Raw genomic sequence first — 14,993 nt, 5'->3', positions numbered from 1 at the left:
TTTATTCATGGTACAATAGCCTTTGTGTGAAATAGCAGCAGGAAAGCATGAAGCTCGTCAACAGGTGTCTTATGACAAGTAACCTTGGCTGTTTAGGCGAAGGGCATCTGCACGAATCAGGGCTTTCTAAGTGACTATTTCCACCGAAATATTATTTATATCAGGAGGACATACATATGTCACGTTATACAGGACCATCTTGGAAACAAGCTCGTCGCCTTGGCCTTTCACTTACAGGTACAGGTAAAGAATTGGCACGTCGTAACTACGTACCAGGACAACACGGACCAAACAACCGTTCTAAATTGTCAGAATACGGTTTGCAATTGGCTGAAAAACAAAAACTTCGTTTCACTTACGGTGTAGGTGAAAAACAATTCCGTAACTTGTTCGTACAAGCTACAAAAATCAAAGGCGGAATCCTTGGTTTCAACTTCATGCTTCTTTTGGAACGCCGTTTGGATAACGTTGTTTACCGTCTTGGTCTTGCGACTACTCGTCGTCAAGCTCGTCAATTCGTAAACCACGGTCACATCCTTGTTGACGGCAAACGCGTTGATATCCCATCATACCGCGTAACTCCAGGTCAAGTGATCTCAGTTCGCGAAAAATCATTGAAAGTTCCTGCAATCCTTGAAGCTGTTGAAGCAACTCTTGGACGTCCAGCATTCGTATCATTCGACGCTGAAAAATTGGAAGGTTCATTGACTCGCTTGCCAGAACGCGATGAAATCAACCCAGAAATCAACGAAGCACTTGTCGTTGAATTCTACAACAAAATGCTTTAATTTCTATTGGAAATTTATTCAGAAGCCGATTTCGGCTTCTTTTTTATTCGACTAACAAAAAGAGGCTGGGATATCTTGTCCCAGCCTTTATTAGTTGTTGAGTTTTATAGCATCTTTAAAAGAAGATTAGCCATTTGTTCTGGGCTTTCCTTACTACCTCGGGCGATCCACATCTGGTAGACGCCAAAGAAGGCATTGACGAGGTAAACGATGCCGTATTCCTTTTCGATTTGATTGAAAGCTTTATTGCGAAACCGTTCCTGTAGGATTTGGGAAAGTAAGGATTGGAGCTTATGGCGTAGGAAATTTTGGATTTCCCTGGTGCCATTTTCCGTCAAGAGGGCAGCCAGAAGAGGCTCTTGGGTCAAAAACTGAAAGACCTCTGTGATAGCGACTGCTACATCCTCACGATTGTGTTCAAAGATGTATTCTAGTTGATGAAAGAGGCCTTGTTGATAGCGCTCAATCATATCATATTTATCCTTGTAGTGGGTATAAAAGCTACTGCGACTGATACCAGCAGCTCGGGCCAATTCGACTGTCGTAATGTGGTCAAAAGATTCTTGATGTAATAAGTCAACCATAGCCTTTTCAATGATGGCCTTGGTTTTTTTACGTTTATTACTTTCCGTCATTTCAATCTTTCCTTTGTTATTGAATTATACAAAATTAGACAAGGTGTTCAAAAATAGAATTTTCTGCTTGCCTTAATTTTTTTATTGTGTATAATCTATTATATCAAATTTTTAGACAATGTGTATAAAAAAGGAGAAGAGATGTTCAAAGAATGGAAAGCCATCTTCAAAAAACCGAAGATTATTGTAGTCATGCTGGGAGTTGCCTTGATTCCAGCCTTGTATAATGTGATTTTTTTGAGCTCTATGTGGGATCCGTATGGCAAACTTTCTGATTTGCCAGTAGCGGTGGTCAATCAGGACCAGAAGGCGAGCTTGTATGGAAAAGACTTGTCCATTGGTTCAGATATGGTTCAAGATATGAAGAAAAATGAAGCGCTGGATTTTCATTTTGTGGATGAGAGTCAGGCAGAGAAGGGACTGGAAAAGGGCGACTATTACATGGTGGTGACTCTTCCTAAGGATCTATCAGCCAATGCGGCTAGTATCTTGAGCAATCAGCCCAAGCAAGTTACGATCCACTACCAAACATCCAGTGGTCATAGTTTTATCGCCAGCAAAATGAGCGATTCTGCCATGACTTCGATGAAGCAATCGGTCAGTCAAAATATCACGAACAGCTATGTGACAAGCCTTTTTGCGAGTATGGATAAGCTAAAAGGTGGACTTGGAACAGCTGCAGATGGGACAGCTAAATTGGCCGAAGGCAGTCAGGAATTAGCAAACGGCAGCCAAAAGCTCTCTACTAACTTGGAAAGTCTAGCTCAGTCCAGCCTCACTTTCTCAGATGGAGCTACAGCGCTGTCAACTGGTCTGGTAGCATATACAAATGGAGTGGCTCAGATCAATGCCGGCTTGCCAACTTTTACTAGCAAGATGACGGAATATACAGATGGAGTTGGGCAGCTTTCAGCTGGTGCCAGTCAATTAACCGCTCAGTCACAAACATTATTGAATGGAACCAACCAACTAACGGGCAATTCACAGAAATTAGTCGCTGGTGTGGAGCGACTAAACAGCGGTTTGGCAGAACTGCAATCATCCGTTAATAGCAGTGTTACGACTAACCAAGAAAAGGTTGCTCAGTTGACGGCAGGTCTAGATCAGCTCAATACAGCTATTCAGAATGCCACATCAGGAACGAGCTTGCCAACGGAAACAATTGCGGCTTCTCTCACAACGATTGCGACCAACGCGCAGTCTTTGGCAAGTAGTGCGCAAAGTGATCGGGCAGCAGCCATGGCAGCTTTGGAAGGAACAGCTGCTTACCAAAAACTTTCTGCCGATGAGCAAGAAGAACTAAAATCAGCTCTAGCAGGTGGTACTGATTCTAACAGTAGTGCAGCGGCAACTATTGTACAGGAAGTCCAAGCTATCCAAACGAATCTGCAAGGACTGCAAACGGCCAGTGGTCAGGCAAGTCAGCTGTCGGCAGCGGCCAACCAAGTCCTGCCAGGTGCTTCAGCTATGATTAGTGGTCTCTACGGTGGCCTAGGTCAGGTAAATGAAGCTTTATCCTCTGCCAGTACTGGTTCAGCGACCCTTTCTCAGGGCATTACGGCTTATACAGGTGGCCTTTCTCAAGTAGCTCAGGGAGTAGCGGCTTATACTACAGGGGTCAATCAGCTTTCTCAAGGAGCAGCTAATCTAGCGAGCCATAATGACCAAGTGACTTCAGGAATCGGTCAAATCAGCTCAGGCCTCTCTCAATTAAATGATAAATCATCTACTTTGGTCGCAGGTATGCAAACATTATCTACAGGTGCCACTAAAATGGCAGATGGTTCTCAGCAGTTAGCGGCTGGTGGTCTGACCTTGAACAGTGGGCTGGGAGACTTGTCAGTCGGTGCCCAGACTCTAAATACAGGCTTGACAGATGCCAAGGGTCAATTGTCTGATCTTTCAGTGACAGAGGACAATGCAGCTGCCTTGGCTGGCCCTGTCGAGCTAAAAAAGACAGATAAAGATCAGGTTGGTAAAAATGGTGTTGGTATGGCTCCCTACATGATTTCTGTTGCTCTTTTTGTGGCGGCTATTTCGACCAATGTTATTTTTGGCACGCTTCCTTCTGGTCAAGTTCCAGCTTCTCGCAAAGCTTGGCTCAGGGCTCGTCTGGAAGTCAATGGCTTGATTTCTGTTTTGGCAGGTATCTTGGTTTATGGAGCGGTTCATTTGATTGGTCTTGAGGCCAACTACGAATGGATGACGCTTGCCTTGACTGTTTTAGCCAGCATGGCCTTTATGGCGGTTGTGACGACTCTGGTCACTTGGGATGGTAAGGTCGGGGCCTTTGTATCCTTGATCCTCTTGCTCCTGCAACTGGCTTCTAGCGCTGGTACTTATCCGCTGCCCCTAACGGCGGAAATCTTCCAAGTGCTCAATCCAATTTTGCCGATGAGCTATGCGGTGTCAGGACTGCGGGAAACAATCTCGATGAATGGTCAAATTGGTGGCCAACTAGCCTTCCTGTCCGCAACTTTACTGCTTTTCATGGTATTAGGCACAATGGCCTATCGTCCTGATAAGAAAGAAATTATTTAAGATAGAGAAGAGCGCAGACTATTTTCTCTTCGAAAGGAACAACTTGGTTTTGTGAACAGAACCAAGTTGTTTGTTTCACGTGAAACAGTAGAGAATTTTGCTGTGTAGATTTTCTCCACAAGTCTATGTTATTCGCTATGAAAATGTGAATATTTTGTTTTCTTTAAGTTTTCTTTAGCCTTGCTTTAAGTTTTCATCCGTAAAATGGCTCTAGTTACAAGAAAGACAGGGGGAGAATCCATGGCTAAAAAAACATTTAAAGATAAATTTCAACGATTTGAAACCAAATACATTATTTCCAAAGAAACCTTGGCCGATTTATTGACCGAGTTTGAAAGTCATCTGGTGGAGGATGAGCATGCTTACTCGACCATCCATAATCTTTACTACGACACCCCGACCTATCAAATGATTCGTGAGTCCTTGGAAAAGCCTTATTTTAAAGAAAAATTGCGCGTGCGGACTTACGATGAACATCCGAAAGAAGACAGTCAAGTCTTTTTGGAAATCAAGAAGAAAGTGCGCAAGATTGTCTACAAACGCCGCATTTCGACAGATCTAGTCGCTGCAGAGGCTTACTTGGAGGGCGATCACAGTAAGATTGAGGATTGTCAGATTCGTGAGGAAATCGACTGGCTGGGTCAGCGCTACGGTGGCTTGCAGCCCATGATGTATATCTACTACAATCGTTATTCTATGAAGGGGATGGAGGATCCCAATGTTCGGATTACCATTGACCACGATTTGACCTACCGCAACTATGATTTAAGCCTTTTGCATGGTCATTACGGGGAAAATCTTCTGCCGGATCATCATGTGATTATGGAAGTCAAGGTGCCAGGAGCCTATCCGCTCTGGCTGAGTGAGATTTTGGATCGCCATCAAGTTTTCCCAAGCTCTTTTTCCAAATACGGGGTTGCTTACAAGAAAACGACAGACTATAAAGGAGTTGTAAATCATGCTTAGTCACTTATTTTATGATATTTTTACCGATACGGCCGTAGATCCAGCCATGATGATGCTGGCTATCGGAGTGTCTTTGCTTTTGGGCTTAGTCATTGCCAAGGTTTACCAGTTTAAGACAGTTTACAGCAAATCCTTTGTGATGAGTTTGGCGCTTTTGCCGACCTTGATTGCAATTGTAATCTTCTTGGTCAATGGAAGCCTGGGAGCAGGGGTTGCCGTCATGGGGGCCTTCAGCTTGATTCGTTTCCGTTCCGCGCCAGGAGGGGCCAAGGAGCTGGTGTTCATTTTCCTAGTCATGACAATCGGGATTGCCATCGGAATGGGCTATCTGGTCTTTGCGACCGTCTTTACCCTTATCATGTCGCTCGCTATGCTGCTGCTTGAGGTGGTCAATTTCGGGCAGATGAAGCATTCCATGCGCCAGCTGACTATCGTCATACCAGAAAGTCTGGATTATGAAAGCATTTTTGATGATATTTTCAACAAAGCTGCCAATCATGTTGAACTGGCCAATGTTAAAACCTCTGATATGGGAAGTTTGTTCAAGATTAAATACATCATTCAGCTGAATGGTCGAATGACCGAAAAAGAACTCATCGATGCCCTGCGCACGCGCAATGGAAATCTAGAGATTGCCATCAGCCGCTATATCACGAAAGAAAATGAATTATAACTAGGAAAGAGGTCAATCATGAAAACAGGCAAGAAAAAAATATTTCAGAAAATAAAACTAATGGTGCCCCTAGCGCTAATGAGTGTCACCTTGGGGGCTTGTAGTTTGACCAGCCAGTCCAGCACTAGTGCGAGTGCTAGTGCCACGACCACTCAAACGGCTACCAGTACGACAAAGACAGACACATCTAGCTATTTCACGGATCGTGATCAGGATGCTTCTTATGATGAGTCGACAGCGACCAAGATTAGCTTGAGCGGATCTACAGCCAAGACATCTGGTGACGGAGCGAGCGTTTCTGGCTCCACAGTGACCATTACGGCAGCTGGAACCTATGTCCTCTCTGGCAGCAGTGAAAATGTGCAGATTGTTGTCAAGGCTGGCGATCAAGACAAGGTGCAGATTGTCTTAAATGGTGTGACCATGACAGGGACGGATGCAGCGATTGTGGTAGAAAATGCGGATAAAACCTTCATTACCCTAGCTGAGGGCAGCAAGAATAGCATTTCTGACTCAGCCAATCACACCAATACTGACTACGATGCGGCCATTTACAGTAAGGACGACTTGACCTTTAACGGCTCAGGCAGTCTGACCATCGAAGGAAAATATGGTAACGCAGTCGAGTCTAATGATGACCTGCGCATCACAGGCGGGACTTATACGATTAAAGGTTACAAGAATGGTTTGTCAGCCAATGATGCCATCAACATCAAGGAGGCTAGTCTGGATATTACCGCGACGGAGGATGCCATCCACGCAGATAATGACGAGGACACTTCGCTCGGAAATCTATATATCCAGTCTGGGACCATTATGATTAATGCTGGTGATGACGGTCTTCATGCCAGCAATGCAGCGGTGATCGACGGTGGTACTATCACAGTCAAGTCCAGTGTCGAAGCTTTAGAGGGAACAAATGTCACGATTAACGGCGGTACACTTGACCTTTATGCGACGGATGATGGAATCAATGCGGCTAGTACAGCGACTGGGGCTGAGATTTTCATCAAGATTACTGGTGGTGACATCAAGGTTGAGGTCGGCCAAGGCGATACAGACGCCCTTGACTCCAACGGCGATATCATCATGACAGGCGGAAACCTAGCTATCACGTCCACTGTATCTGCCTTTGACTTTGATGGTAAGGCTACTTATACGGGCGGGACCATCACGGTTAATGGGCAAACCCGAACCGAAATCACAGCAGATGGCCCTGGCGCTGGTGGCGGCGGTGCCCCAGGCGGACAAGGTGGTTTTGGTGGACATTGATTAGAAAAAATCTAAGCAGAGATTGTGCTTAGATTTTTTTGTTTAAATCGGCATAAAATGTACAAAAATGATATACTAGTCTCAATAATGACGAGGAGCAATACGATGAGAAAAACGGCTATTTTTGAAGATGTTGTTTCGATTATGACCCAAGATTCGGCAACTAAAAAGGATATTGCCGGTGCGGATCCGACTGGTTTTCGCGAATGTATTTCAGACGATATGAGTGAAAAGGATTTTCTTTATCAGGTTCAGATTTATCTAGCTAGCTTCGGAGTTATCGGCCACGTAGCTTTTCGGGAGAAATATGCTAAACCAAAAGGATTTGTTCTACGTTCAACAATCCAAGGACTTTATGTTGAGCAGGCTAATGCAGACACGAATTTGCAGGCGGGCGATCAAATTGTGAAACTGGATGGACAGCATATAGAAGAGTTTTATAGGATGCACCGAGCGTATTTTACCAGTTCAACGCCCGAGCGAAACTACCGTGAGTGGAGCGAGTTGATTTCAAAAGCTAGGCAAGTAACTGTTTTGCGAGCAGGAGCAGAGCAAATCCTTTCAGTTGAGCCTAGCCAGAATCCCATAGAGAGTCGATTTGAATGGAAAGAGTTAGAAAAGGGCGTTATTTATCTCCGTTTGGATGACTTTAGGAACGAGAAAGCCATCAACAAACTCTATCAGGAAGCACAAGATACTATCAAGAGGGCTGCTTGTCTGGTGATTGATGTCCGTCAAAATACTGGCGGGATGGACTCGCTGTATTTTCCCCTGCTCCACTATGCTCTTTCTGAGGGGCAAGTCTATTCTGACTTGGGCTGGACTGATGAAGGGATGGAAATTCTCTACACAGAGCGGAATGTTGACCTGCGTTTGAAAGATTTTGAAGCCTACGTGCAGCAGGAAGGGATTAATCAGGAGACGAAGGATTTGTTGGAGATAATCATGCAAGACCTGCAGGCCAATCGGGGCAAAGGCTATGTTAAATTTGGAGGCGAGGACAGGGAAATGTTTCCTAATGTGAAAGGAGGAAGCCATCCTGAGAAGATTTTTGTCTTGGCAGATGTCTACTGTGCTTCGTCGGGAGACAATTTTGTCCAGATGATGAAATGTTTTCCTAAGGTGACGGTTCTGGGGCGCCCGACTCTTGGAATACTAGATTATTCTAACTGCTGTCAGGTAGATTATGGTGACTATAGTTTGAACTTTCCAACTTCACGCGCTCTAGCACTTGATAAGGGACAGGGTATGACAGACAAGGGGATTGAACCAGACATCCTTATTCCTTGGACAGTTGAGCATCTGGAGCGGGATGTGGATTTGGAGCGCTGTTTAGAGATGATTCATGACTTTTAGATATCAAAAACGACCTTTTGTTTGGAGGTCGTTTCATGTTTATTCATCAATTCTGATAGACATCTTCTCTGTATCCACCGTCACTTGAGCACCGATGGTAATGGTAAAGAGTGGCTGAGTATGAGCAAAGTCCAAGTCATAGAGGACAGGAATTGTCTTTAGAATAGGATGTTTATCCAAGATATAAAGGAGCAGTTCCTCTGTCATCTGACATTCTTTTGGAAAGCGGCCGATGAGAAGGGCCTGCGGGTTAGGATAGGCCTGAAGGAGGGCAGCTAGATTGCGGTCAAACTCCACATAATCATCTTCCTCGGCCTCTTCAACAAAGAGGACATAGTTTTCATCTGTTGGCGCATAAGGTGTTCCACGCAGAAGTGAGAAGGTGGAGAGATTACCGCCGATAGCAGTGGCTTGGGCTTGCCCATGGTTGTGGACTTTCCACTCTGTCTTATGGAAGGTCAGTGGGGCATCGGGTAGATACCAAGCATTGTCGCCCCATTTTTCACTAGGAGTCAATTCATAAGAAGTCTGGCTGACGGCCTTGAGCCAGCTCTCGGTCTGGTAGTCCTGCAGAGCATCCATCTTAAAGCTAGAGTAAGACGGTCCCATATAAGTTTTCATGCCGGTCTTGCTATAAATAGCGTTGAGCAAGGCAGTAGTATCCGAGTAGCCGCAGAAAATCTTAGGGTTTCTAGCAATCAACTCAAAGTCCAGATAGGGCAGGAGCTCATTGCAGTTGAAACCTCCGATGGTGGCCAGAATGGCATCAACGGAGTCATCCGAAAAGGCAGCATGAATGTCTGCCACCCGGCTTTCGATGGAGGCAGAGTCTAGCATATCATTTTCCAGATAATGCTCCGAAAAAGACACGGTAAATCCTAACTTTTCCAAGCGCTCCTTGGCGGCTAGATTGGCCTCAAAGCCACCGATGTGTTCGATGGACGACGAGGGACTGACGACCCGAATGTGCATGCCAGGTGTGAGTTTTTTCATAGAAACCTCCTTGTGATAAATTTTATAGAGTATCATAACATAAAGGCTATAGGAAGTAAAGGTGGGGTTAGAGAATTTTTAGCAAGTCCGATAAGGAATTTACAGTAAAATCAGGTTCTTCTGACGGTGCTTGGATTGGACTATATGCACTAAATCCTTGTTTGATCCAAATAGTTTTCATGCCTAATGTCTTAGCTGGCGCAATATCATTATCAAGTCTGTCACCAAGCATAATAGCAGATGAAGCAGAACATGAAGCTTGTTGAAGGGCTAGTTGAAAAATTTTAGAACTAGGTTTGGAAAATCCACAGTCAGCTGATGAGATAATCAGATCAATCCATTGTCTGATAGCAAACTTTTCTAATCGCTCCTCTAAGCCGGATAGTTGATTAGCAATAATACCTATTTTATAGCGATTATGTAGTATTTCTAAGACCGTTTTTGTATCTGGGTAAAGTGTTTCTAGTTCAGAGTTCCATTTCGGACGTTCTAGGCCAAACTCTTGTAATGCTATTAAATCTCCCTTTTTCCCCTCTTTAAATGAGAGTAGCATCCGCTGATAAAATGCATCATGAGTGATATTTGTTCCTGCAATTGCTTGTTCAATCCTATCTTGATAAGCTTTCTCTTCATTGATTAAAGTAGAACCAATATCAAAAAATATCCATTTATAATTTGTCATTCGAAACCCCTCTCTATCTAATTTTACCATTTTGACCATAAAAAACGGAACCAATCAGGCTCCGTTCTATTTCAATGGCGAATCGCAATGCTGCCGGTGCTGGTGCGGGCGGTCAGCTTGGCTTGAGCTTGTTCATTGGTATGAATGACCCGATCACCTATAAAGTTATCTTGGTCGTGGCTGGTCTGCATGTCCTTGGGCACTTCAATGTCACCTAGATCTGTTTGCAGGTCCAGTGAGATGGCTTTGTAGGTCTCTTCGGTGAGATGGAGATCGATGGAGCCATTGCTGTTGGACATGTTGATATTGCCCTTGAGGGTTAGTTTATCACCAGTAATACTACCGTTGAAGAGACTGATTTGAGTATCGGTCAGGCTGGTTTGAACTAGCTCGATGCTGCCGTTAGCACTTTCAATGCTGCCGCTCTTAATTTGGCTCTGACTGAGTTCGATAGAGCCATTGCTGAGATCGGCTTTTAATTTTTTGATTGTCAGGTCATTGATTGATAGGCTGCCATTAGCTAAACTGGCCTTGACCTGCTCCAAGTTCCTTCCCTTAGGTAGGCTTAGAGTGATTTGTTGAGTCCTTTCCAAATCTCCATTTATCAAACCCAGTAAAGAGCGCAGACCGCTGTTAATGTTGATAAAAAAGCTGGATTCCTTAATGTATAAACTACCGTTTTCAGCCTTGCTACTGATTTTTTCGGATGTCTTGCCGTCTCCTTGATAATAGGTCAAGTGAACCTTATCATCGGGCGATTCTCCAATTATGACCGAGCGATTGTTGAGCTCTAGATCTAGGGAATGGATATTGTCATAGGTTTCTTCTTGCTTGGCCATTTTGGTGCTAGTGGCTGAGCTCCTCACCAGATCCTGCAGACCACCACTTGCTAGTCCTGCCAGTATGAGGCCTAGTCCCAGCAGACAGGCAACAATCGCAATGCTGAACACGGTTTTTCTTACTTTAGACATGACGGTCTCCTTTCCGAGCCAAGGTTTGGGCGAGTTTGACAAAACTCAGTTTGATAAAGCGAAGGATAGGACCAATGCTGAGATAAAAGAGTCCAGCCATCCCCAAGGCTAAGAAGCTCATCCCCAAACTGAGAGCAAAAGCAGGAATCGAAGTAGCCATGCCGAGAGTCAGGCTGTCCCAAATCAGACTAGCCCCTAGGAGAAGCATAGCAAAGGTAAAGACGGCCATGACAAAAGCAAGGACACTGACGAGGAGGAAGAAAGTGAAAATCAAAGTCAAAGCCAAAATTAATAGAGGAATTGCTAGTGGAGCCGCCAAGATGGACAGAATAGCAATCTGGACGATCTGCTTACTATTTTTGACGGAGCTAGCTTCTTGGCTATCTTCTTCTATTTTCTTGTCCAGAAGATTGATGATAATCTCGTGAGCCGCTTCCTTAGGATTGCCCAGTTCAGCTATAGCTGCTGCCTCTCCCTCTGGACCGACCTCGTCAAAGTACTCGGTGAAGTAGTCCATGGCTTCTTGATAGTCTTTTGCTGGCAACTTTTTTAAATATTTTTCTAGCTGGGCTAGATATTCAGTTCTTGTCATGGCGAACACTCCCTTCGATAATGCCCTTAATCATGCTGGTATAAAGCTCCCATTCATTTTTGAGGCTGACCAGTTGTTTCTGACCTGTTGGGGTCAGAGAATAATATTTTCGTTTTCGACCTTGATATTCCTGACAGTAAGTCTCTAAATACTGACTCTTTTCCAATTTTTTCAGGATAGGATAAAGCGTGGACTCCTTGATATCGGCAATGAGCTTGATGGTCTGGCTAATCTCGTAGCCATAGGAATCTTCTTTATCTAAAATCGCTAAAATCAGAAATTCTATCAGGGTAGAAGATGTGGGGAAATACATAGACTACCTCCTATATATAAAAATATTATATATAAACTTTCTACATATAGGATAATCCCTTTCGAACAAAAAGTCAAGTAATATATAGGAATTTTACTGATAGAATTTGAAAAGGATTTCATCCTTGAAAAATAAGGGAAGTAACTCTTTTTCTCTTTATTTCCTTACAAGAACTTTACACAATTGATAGCTTTTATATTGAAATCTTTCTCTATAAAATGGTAAAATAATCTATGTCTATCTAAAAAAGATAAGAGTGAATGAAATGACGAAATATAAGACGATTTATAAGTTTGTAGGGCAGACATTGCTATACTTTGTGATTTTCGTAGCCCTGCTCTATTTCTTTAGTTATCTTGGTCAAGGTCAAGGTGGCTTTATCTACAATGAATTTTAATGTAAGAGAGTACTATACACATGTCAAATACAGCAATTACAGATATGATTGAAGCGATTGAGCACTTTGCTCAGACGCAGCCAGATTTCCCTGTCTACAATGTCCTCGGACAAGTTCATACTTACGGGGATCTAAAGGCCGATTCCGATGCACTGGCAGCTAAGATTGATAGCTTGGGGCTGGCTCCCAAGTCACCAGTGGTTGTTTACGGTGGTCAGGAGTATGAAATGCTGGCTACTTTTGTGGCCTTGACCAAGGCTGGTCATGCTTATATTCCTATTGATAGTCATTCAGCTTTGGAGCGTGTGACTGCTATTTTGGAAGTAGCTGAACCAAGCTTGATTATTGCCATTGCGGATTTTCCGCTGGCTGATACAGATGTAAGCATTCTCAGTCTAGCAGAGGTTCGAGCGGCTTACGCAGAGAAGACTGCTTATGAGATGAGTCATCCAGTCAAGGGTGATGACAATTACTACATTATCTTTACTTCTGGTACGACTGGCAAACCTAAAGGTGTGCAAATCTCTCATGATAACCTGCTCAGCTTTACCAACTGGATGATTACAGACAAAGAATTTGCGACACCGAGCCGTCCGCAAATGCTGGCGCAACCACCTTATTCTTTCGACTTGTCAGTTATGTACTGGGCACCGACTTTGGCGCTGGGAGGCACTCTCTATGCCTTGCCTTCTAGTCTGACTCAGGACTTTAAGCAGCTATTTGAAGCGATTCTCAGCCTGCCTGTAGCAATCTGGACTTCTACACCGTCCTTTGCGGATATGGCCATGCTTTCGGAAGATTTTAATAGCCAAAAGATGCCAGGCATTACGCATTTTTACTTTGATGGGGAGGAGTTGACGGTCAAGACAGCTCAGAAATTGCGGGAGCGTTTCCCTGAGGCTCGTATTATCAATGCCTATGGTCCGACTGAGGCAACGGTAGCTCTGTCTGCAGTTGCTATCACAGATGAGATGTTAGCTACCCTCAAGCGCTTGCCAATCGGCTATACCAAGGAAGATTCACCAACCTTTGTCATTGATGAAAATGGGCAAAAGTTGCCGAATGGTCAGCAGGGTGAAATCATTGTCTGCGGACCAGCCGTATCCAAGGGCTACCTCAACAATCCTGAAAAGACAGCTGAAGCCTTCTTTGAATTTGAAGGGCTACCGGCCTATCATACAGGTGATGTGGGTAAGATGACTGATGAAGGTCTCCTACTCTACGGCGGTCGTATGGACTTCCAGATTAAGTTTAATGGCTATCGCATCGAGCTAGAGGACGTATCTCAAAACCTCAACAAATCCAAGTATATCGAGGCGGCAGTAGCAGTACCACGCTACAATAAGGACCACAAGGTTCAAAACTTATTGGCCTACGTTATTTTGAAGGACGGTGTTGCAGAGCAATTTGACCGCGAAATCGATATTACCAAGGCTATCAAAGAGGATTTACAGGATATCATGATGTCCTATATGATGCCGTCTAAGTTCCTCTATCGGGAATCTCTGCCCCTAACACCAAACGGCAAGATTGATATCAAGGGGCTGATTAGTGAGGTCAACAAGTCATGATGGATTTCTTGAAACAGCTTCCTCATCTGGAGCCTTACGGAGACCCACAGTATTTCCTTTATCTTATCTTGGCTGTTTTGCCCATCTTTATCGGCCTTTTCTTTAAAAAACGCTTCCCGGTCTACGAAGCCTTAGTCAGCTTGGCCTTTATTGTCTTGATGCTGACGGGTCCTAGTCTGGCGCAGCTTTATGCCCTGCTCTTTTATGTCGTCTGGCAGACGATTTGGGTTTATTCTTATAAATTCTACCGCAAAAAGCGGGATAGCAAGTGGATATTTTATTTGCATACAGCATTGGTGATCCTGCCCCTATTCTGGGTTAAGGTCGAACCAGCTATCAGTGGCCATCAATCACTCTTTGGCTTTCTGGGAATTTCCTATTTGACCTTCCGCTCAGTTGGTATGATTATTGAGCTGAGGGATGGTGTGCTGACTGATTTCAGTCTCTGGGAATTCCTCCGCTTTATGCTCTTTATGCCTACTTTTTCTAGTGGTCCTATTGACCGTTTCAAGCGTTTCAATGAAAATTATCTCCAAATACCAGAGCGCGATGAGCTTCTGGATATGCTGGAGCAGTCGGTCAAGTATATCATGCTGGGCTTTCTCTATAAGTTTGTCCTGGCCCATATCTTTGGCCACATGATTTTAGGGCACGTCAAGACCTATGCCCTCTATACTGGCGGTTTCTTCAATCTGGGAACGCTAGGCGTCATGTATGTCTTTGGTCTGGATCTCTTCTTTGACTTTGCCGGTTATTCGATGTTTGCGGTGGCCATTTCCAATCTTATGGGCATCAAGAGTCCTATCAACTTTGACAAGCCTTTTGTTTCACGCGATTTGAAAGAATTCTGGAATCGCTGGCACATGAGCCTGTCTTTCTGGTTCCGTGACTTTGTCTTTATGCGCTTGGTCATGGTGCTCATGCGCAACAAGGTCTTTAAAAACCGCAATACGACTTCCAGTGTGGCCTATATAATCAATATGTTGGTCATGGGCTTCTGGCATGGTGTGACCTGGTACTATATCGCCTATGGTCTCTTCCACGGTCTGGGCTTGGTGGTCAATGATGCTTGGCTCCGTAAGAAAAAGACCATCAATAAAGAGCGTAAAAGTAAGGGACTACCGGCCCTGCCTGACAACAAGTGGACCCAAGCGCTGGGGGTTGTTATCACCTTCCATGTTGTCATGTTCTCATTCTTGATCTTTTCAGGATTTTTGAATGACCTTTGGTTTAAAAAATAAAA

Annotated in this window: 15 protein-coding genes; 9 read left to right on the top strand and 6 right to left on the bottom strand. The window is 44.2% G+C overall.

All coding sequences use genetic code 11. From position 1 onward, the window contains the following. Nucleotides 1-176: 176 nt before the first annotated feature. Complete coding sequence (rpsD, locus tag HMPREF9960_RS03175; RefSeq protein WP_000092756.1) at nucleotides 177-788, top strand: 30S ribosomal protein S4; 612 nt, start codon at nucleotides 177-179, stop codon at nucleotides 786-788. A 104-nt stretch (nucleotides 789-892) separates the two neighbouring features. On the opposite strand, the gene HMPREF9960_RS03170 is transcribed toward rpsD, so the two are convergent. Next, nucleotides 893-1,423, bottom strand: a complete 531-nt coding sequence (locus HMPREF9960_RS03170) for a TetR/AcrR family transcriptional regulator (RefSeq protein ID WP_005591417.1) — start codon at nucleotides 1,421-1,423, stop codon at nucleotides 893-895. A gap of 141 nt (nucleotides 1,424-1,564) precedes the next feature. Here HMPREF9960_RS03170 and HMPREF9960_RS03165 point away from each other — a divergent pair, with 141 nt between their 5' ends. The 5 genes from HMPREF9960_RS03165 to HMPREF9960_RS03145 all read left to right on the top strand — a co-directional run bounded on the left by HMPREF9960_RS03165 (nucleotide 1,565) and on the right by HMPREF9960_RS03145 (nucleotide 8,231). Further along, a complete protein-coding gene (locus HMPREF9960_RS03165; RefSeq protein ID WP_005592090.1) occupies nucleotides 1,565-3,964 on the top strand; it encodes a YhgE/Pip domain-containing protein in 2,400 nt (799 codons plus the stop codon). 240 nt (nucleotides 3,965-4,204) lie between these two features. Next, nucleotides 4,205-4,930, top strand: a complete 726-nt coding sequence (locus tag HMPREF9960_RS03160; RefSeq protein ID WP_005592101.1) for a polyphosphate polymerase domain-containing protein — start codon at nucleotides 4,205-4,207, stop codon at nucleotides 4,928-4,930. Continuing rightward, entirely contained in the window at nucleotides 4,923-5,603 is a 681-nt protein-coding gene (locus HMPREF9960_RS03155) for a DUF4956 domain-containing protein (protein WP_005591420.1), read from the top strand. Before HMPREF9960_RS03160 ends, HMPREF9960_RS03155 begins: the two co-directional genes overlap by 8 nt. 18 nt (nucleotides 5,604-5,621) lie before the next feature. Next, entirely contained in the window at nucleotides 5,622-6,875 is a 1,254-nt protein-coding gene (locus HMPREF9960_RS03150) for a carbohydrate-binding domain-containing protein (RefSeq protein WP_005591421.1), read from the top strand. Nucleotides 6,876-6,980: 105 nt separating this feature from the next. Continuing rightward, the gene (locus tag HMPREF9960_RS03145; RefSeq protein ID WP_005592094.1) at nucleotides 6,981-8,231 is read left to right on the top strand and encodes a S41 family peptidase; all 1,251 of its coding nucleotides are present in this window, start codon (nucleotides 6,981-6,983) and stop codon (nucleotides 8,229-8,231) included. A gap of 39 nt (nucleotides 8,232-8,270) precedes the next feature. Here HMPREF9960_RS03145 and HMPREF9960_RS03140 read toward each other — a convergent pair whose 3' ends face one another. The 5 genes from HMPREF9960_RS03140 to HMPREF9960_RS03120 all read right to left on the bottom strand — a co-directional run bounded on the left by HMPREF9960_RS03140 (nucleotide 8,271) and on the right by HMPREF9960_RS03120 (nucleotide 11,782). Further along, complete coding sequence (locus tag HMPREF9960_RS03140) at nucleotides 8,271-9,224, bottom strand: S66 family peptidase (protein ID WP_005592107.1); 954 nt, start codon at nucleotides 9,222-9,224, stop codon at nucleotides 8,271-8,273. Nucleotides 9,225-9,291: 67 nt separating this feature from the next. Further along, entirely contained in the window at nucleotides 9,292-9,906 is a 615-nt protein-coding gene (locus HMPREF9960_RS03135; protein WP_005592109.1) for an HAD family hydrolase, read from the bottom strand. A gap of 71 nt (nucleotides 9,907-9,977) precedes the next feature. After that, a complete protein-coding gene (locus HMPREF9960_RS03130; RefSeq protein ID WP_005591425.1) occupies nucleotides 9,978-10,877 on the bottom strand; it encodes a DUF4097 family beta strand repeat-containing protein in 900 nt (299 codons plus the stop codon). After that, on the bottom strand, nucleotides 10,870-11,469 hold the full coding sequence (locus HMPREF9960_RS03125) for a DUF1700 domain-containing protein (protein WP_005591426.1): 600 nt from the start codon (nucleotides 11,467-11,469) through the stop codon (nucleotides 10,870-10,872). The genes HMPREF9960_RS03130 and HMPREF9960_RS03125 overlap by 8 nt, the downstream gene beginning before the upstream one ends. Next, nucleotides 11,456-11,782: a PadR family transcriptional regulator gene (locus tag HMPREF9960_RS03120; RefSeq protein WP_005592104.1), complete on the bottom strand. Its 327-nt coding sequence runs from the start codon at nucleotides 11,780-11,782 to the stop codon at nucleotides 11,456-11,458. The genes HMPREF9960_RS03125 and HMPREF9960_RS03120 overlap by 14 nt, the downstream gene beginning before the upstream one ends. 265 nt (nucleotides 11,783-12,047) lie before the next feature. On the opposite strand from HMPREF9960_RS03120, the gene HMPREF9960_RS03115 reads away from it, so the two are divergent. The 3 genes from HMPREF9960_RS03115 to dltB are packed head-to-tail and all read left to right on the top strand — an operon-like array spanning nucleotide 12,048 to nucleotide 14,991. Beyond that, nucleotides 12,048-12,179, top strand: coding sequence for a teichoic acid D-Ala incorporation-associated protein DltX (locus HMPREF9960_RS03115; RefSeq protein ID WP_005591428.1), 132 nt, complete (start codon nucleotides 12,048-12,050; stop codon nucleotides 12,177-12,179). Between the two features lie 20 nt (nucleotides 12,180-12,199). After that, nucleotides 12,200-13,750 (top strand): D-alanine--poly(phosphoribitol) ligase subunit DltA, encoded by a 1,551-nt coding sequence (gene dltA / locus HMPREF9960_RS03110; protein WP_005591429.1) that lies wholly within the window; start codon nucleotides 12,200-12,202, stop codon nucleotides 13,748-13,750. Further along, nucleotides 13,747-14,991 (top strand): D-alanyl-lipoteichoic acid biosynthesis protein DltB, encoded by a 1,245-nt coding sequence (gene dltB, locus HMPREF9960_RS03105; RefSeq protein ID WP_005591430.1) that lies wholly within the window; start codon nucleotides 13,747-13,749, stop codon nucleotides 14,989-14,991. Before dltA ends, dltB begins: the two co-directional genes overlap by 4 nt. Nucleotides 14,992-14,993 lie beyond the last annotated feature (2 nt).

The organism is Streptococcus cristatus ATCC 51100, assembly GCF_000222765.1.
Lineage (GTDB): Bacteria > Bacillota > Bacilli > Lactobacillales > Streptococcaceae > Streptococcus > Streptococcus cristatus.
The sequence above is the reverse complement of the archived record's forward strand: the minus strand, read 5'-3'. Positions and strand labels throughout refer to the sequence as shown.

Bases quoted from the DNA above. Each gene is read 5' to 3' on its own strand.
- rpsD (WP_000092756.1), top strand. From the start codon at position 177: ATGTCACGTTATACAGGACCATCTTGGAAACAAGCTCGTCGCCTTGGC.
- HMPREF9960_RS03170 (WP_005591417.1), bottom strand. From the start codon at position 1,423: ATGACGGAAAGTAATAAACGTAAAAAAACCAAGGCCATCATTGAAAAG.
- HMPREF9960_RS03165 (WP_005592090.1), top strand. From the start codon at position 1,565: ATGTTCAAAGAATGGAAAGCCATCTTCAAAAAACCGAAGATTATTGTA.
- HMPREF9960_RS03160 (WP_005592101.1), top strand. From the start codon at position 4,205: ATGGCTAAAAAAACATTTAAAGATAAATTTCAACGATTTGAAACCAAA.
- HMPREF9960_RS03155 (WP_005591420.1), top strand. From the start codon at position 4,923: ATGCTTAGTCACTTATTTTATGATATTTTTACCGATACGGCCGTAGAT.
- HMPREF9960_RS03150 (WP_005591421.1), top strand. From the start codon at position 5,622: ATGAAAACAGGCAAGAAAAAAATATTTCAGAAAATAAAACTAATGGTG.
- HMPREF9960_RS03145 (WP_005592094.1), top strand. From the start codon at position 6,981: ATGAGAAAAACGGCTATTTTTGAAGATGTTGTTTCGATTATGACCCAA.
- HMPREF9960_RS03140 (WP_005592107.1), bottom strand. From the start codon at position 9,224: ATGAAAAAACTCACACCTGGCATGCACATTCGGGTCGTCAGTCCCTCG.
- HMPREF9960_RS03135 (WP_005592109.1), bottom strand. From the start codon at position 9,906: ATGACAAATTATAAATGGATATTTTTTGATATTGGTTCTACTTTAATC.
- HMPREF9960_RS03130 (WP_005591425.1), bottom strand. From the start codon at position 10,877: ATGTCTAAAGTAAGAAAAACCGTGTTCAGCATTGCGATTGTTGCCTGT.
- HMPREF9960_RS03125 (WP_005591426.1), bottom strand. From the start codon at position 11,469: ATGACAAGAACTGAATATCTAGCCCAGCTAGAAAAATATTTAAAAAAG.
- HMPREF9960_RS03120 (WP_005592104.1), bottom strand. From the start codon at position 11,782: ATGTATTTCCCCACATCTTCTACCCTGATAGAATTTCTGATTTTAGCG.
- HMPREF9960_RS03115 (WP_005591428.1), top strand. From the start codon at position 12,048: ATGACGAAATATAAGACGATTTATAAGTTTGTAGGGCAGACATTGCTA.
- dltA (WP_005591429.1), top strand. From the start codon at position 12,200: ATGTCAAATACAGCAATTACAGATATGATTGAAGCGATTGAGCACTTT.
- dltB (WP_005591430.1), top strand. From the start codon at position 13,747: ATGATGGATTTCTTGAAACAGCTTCCTCATCTGGAGCCTTACGGAGAC.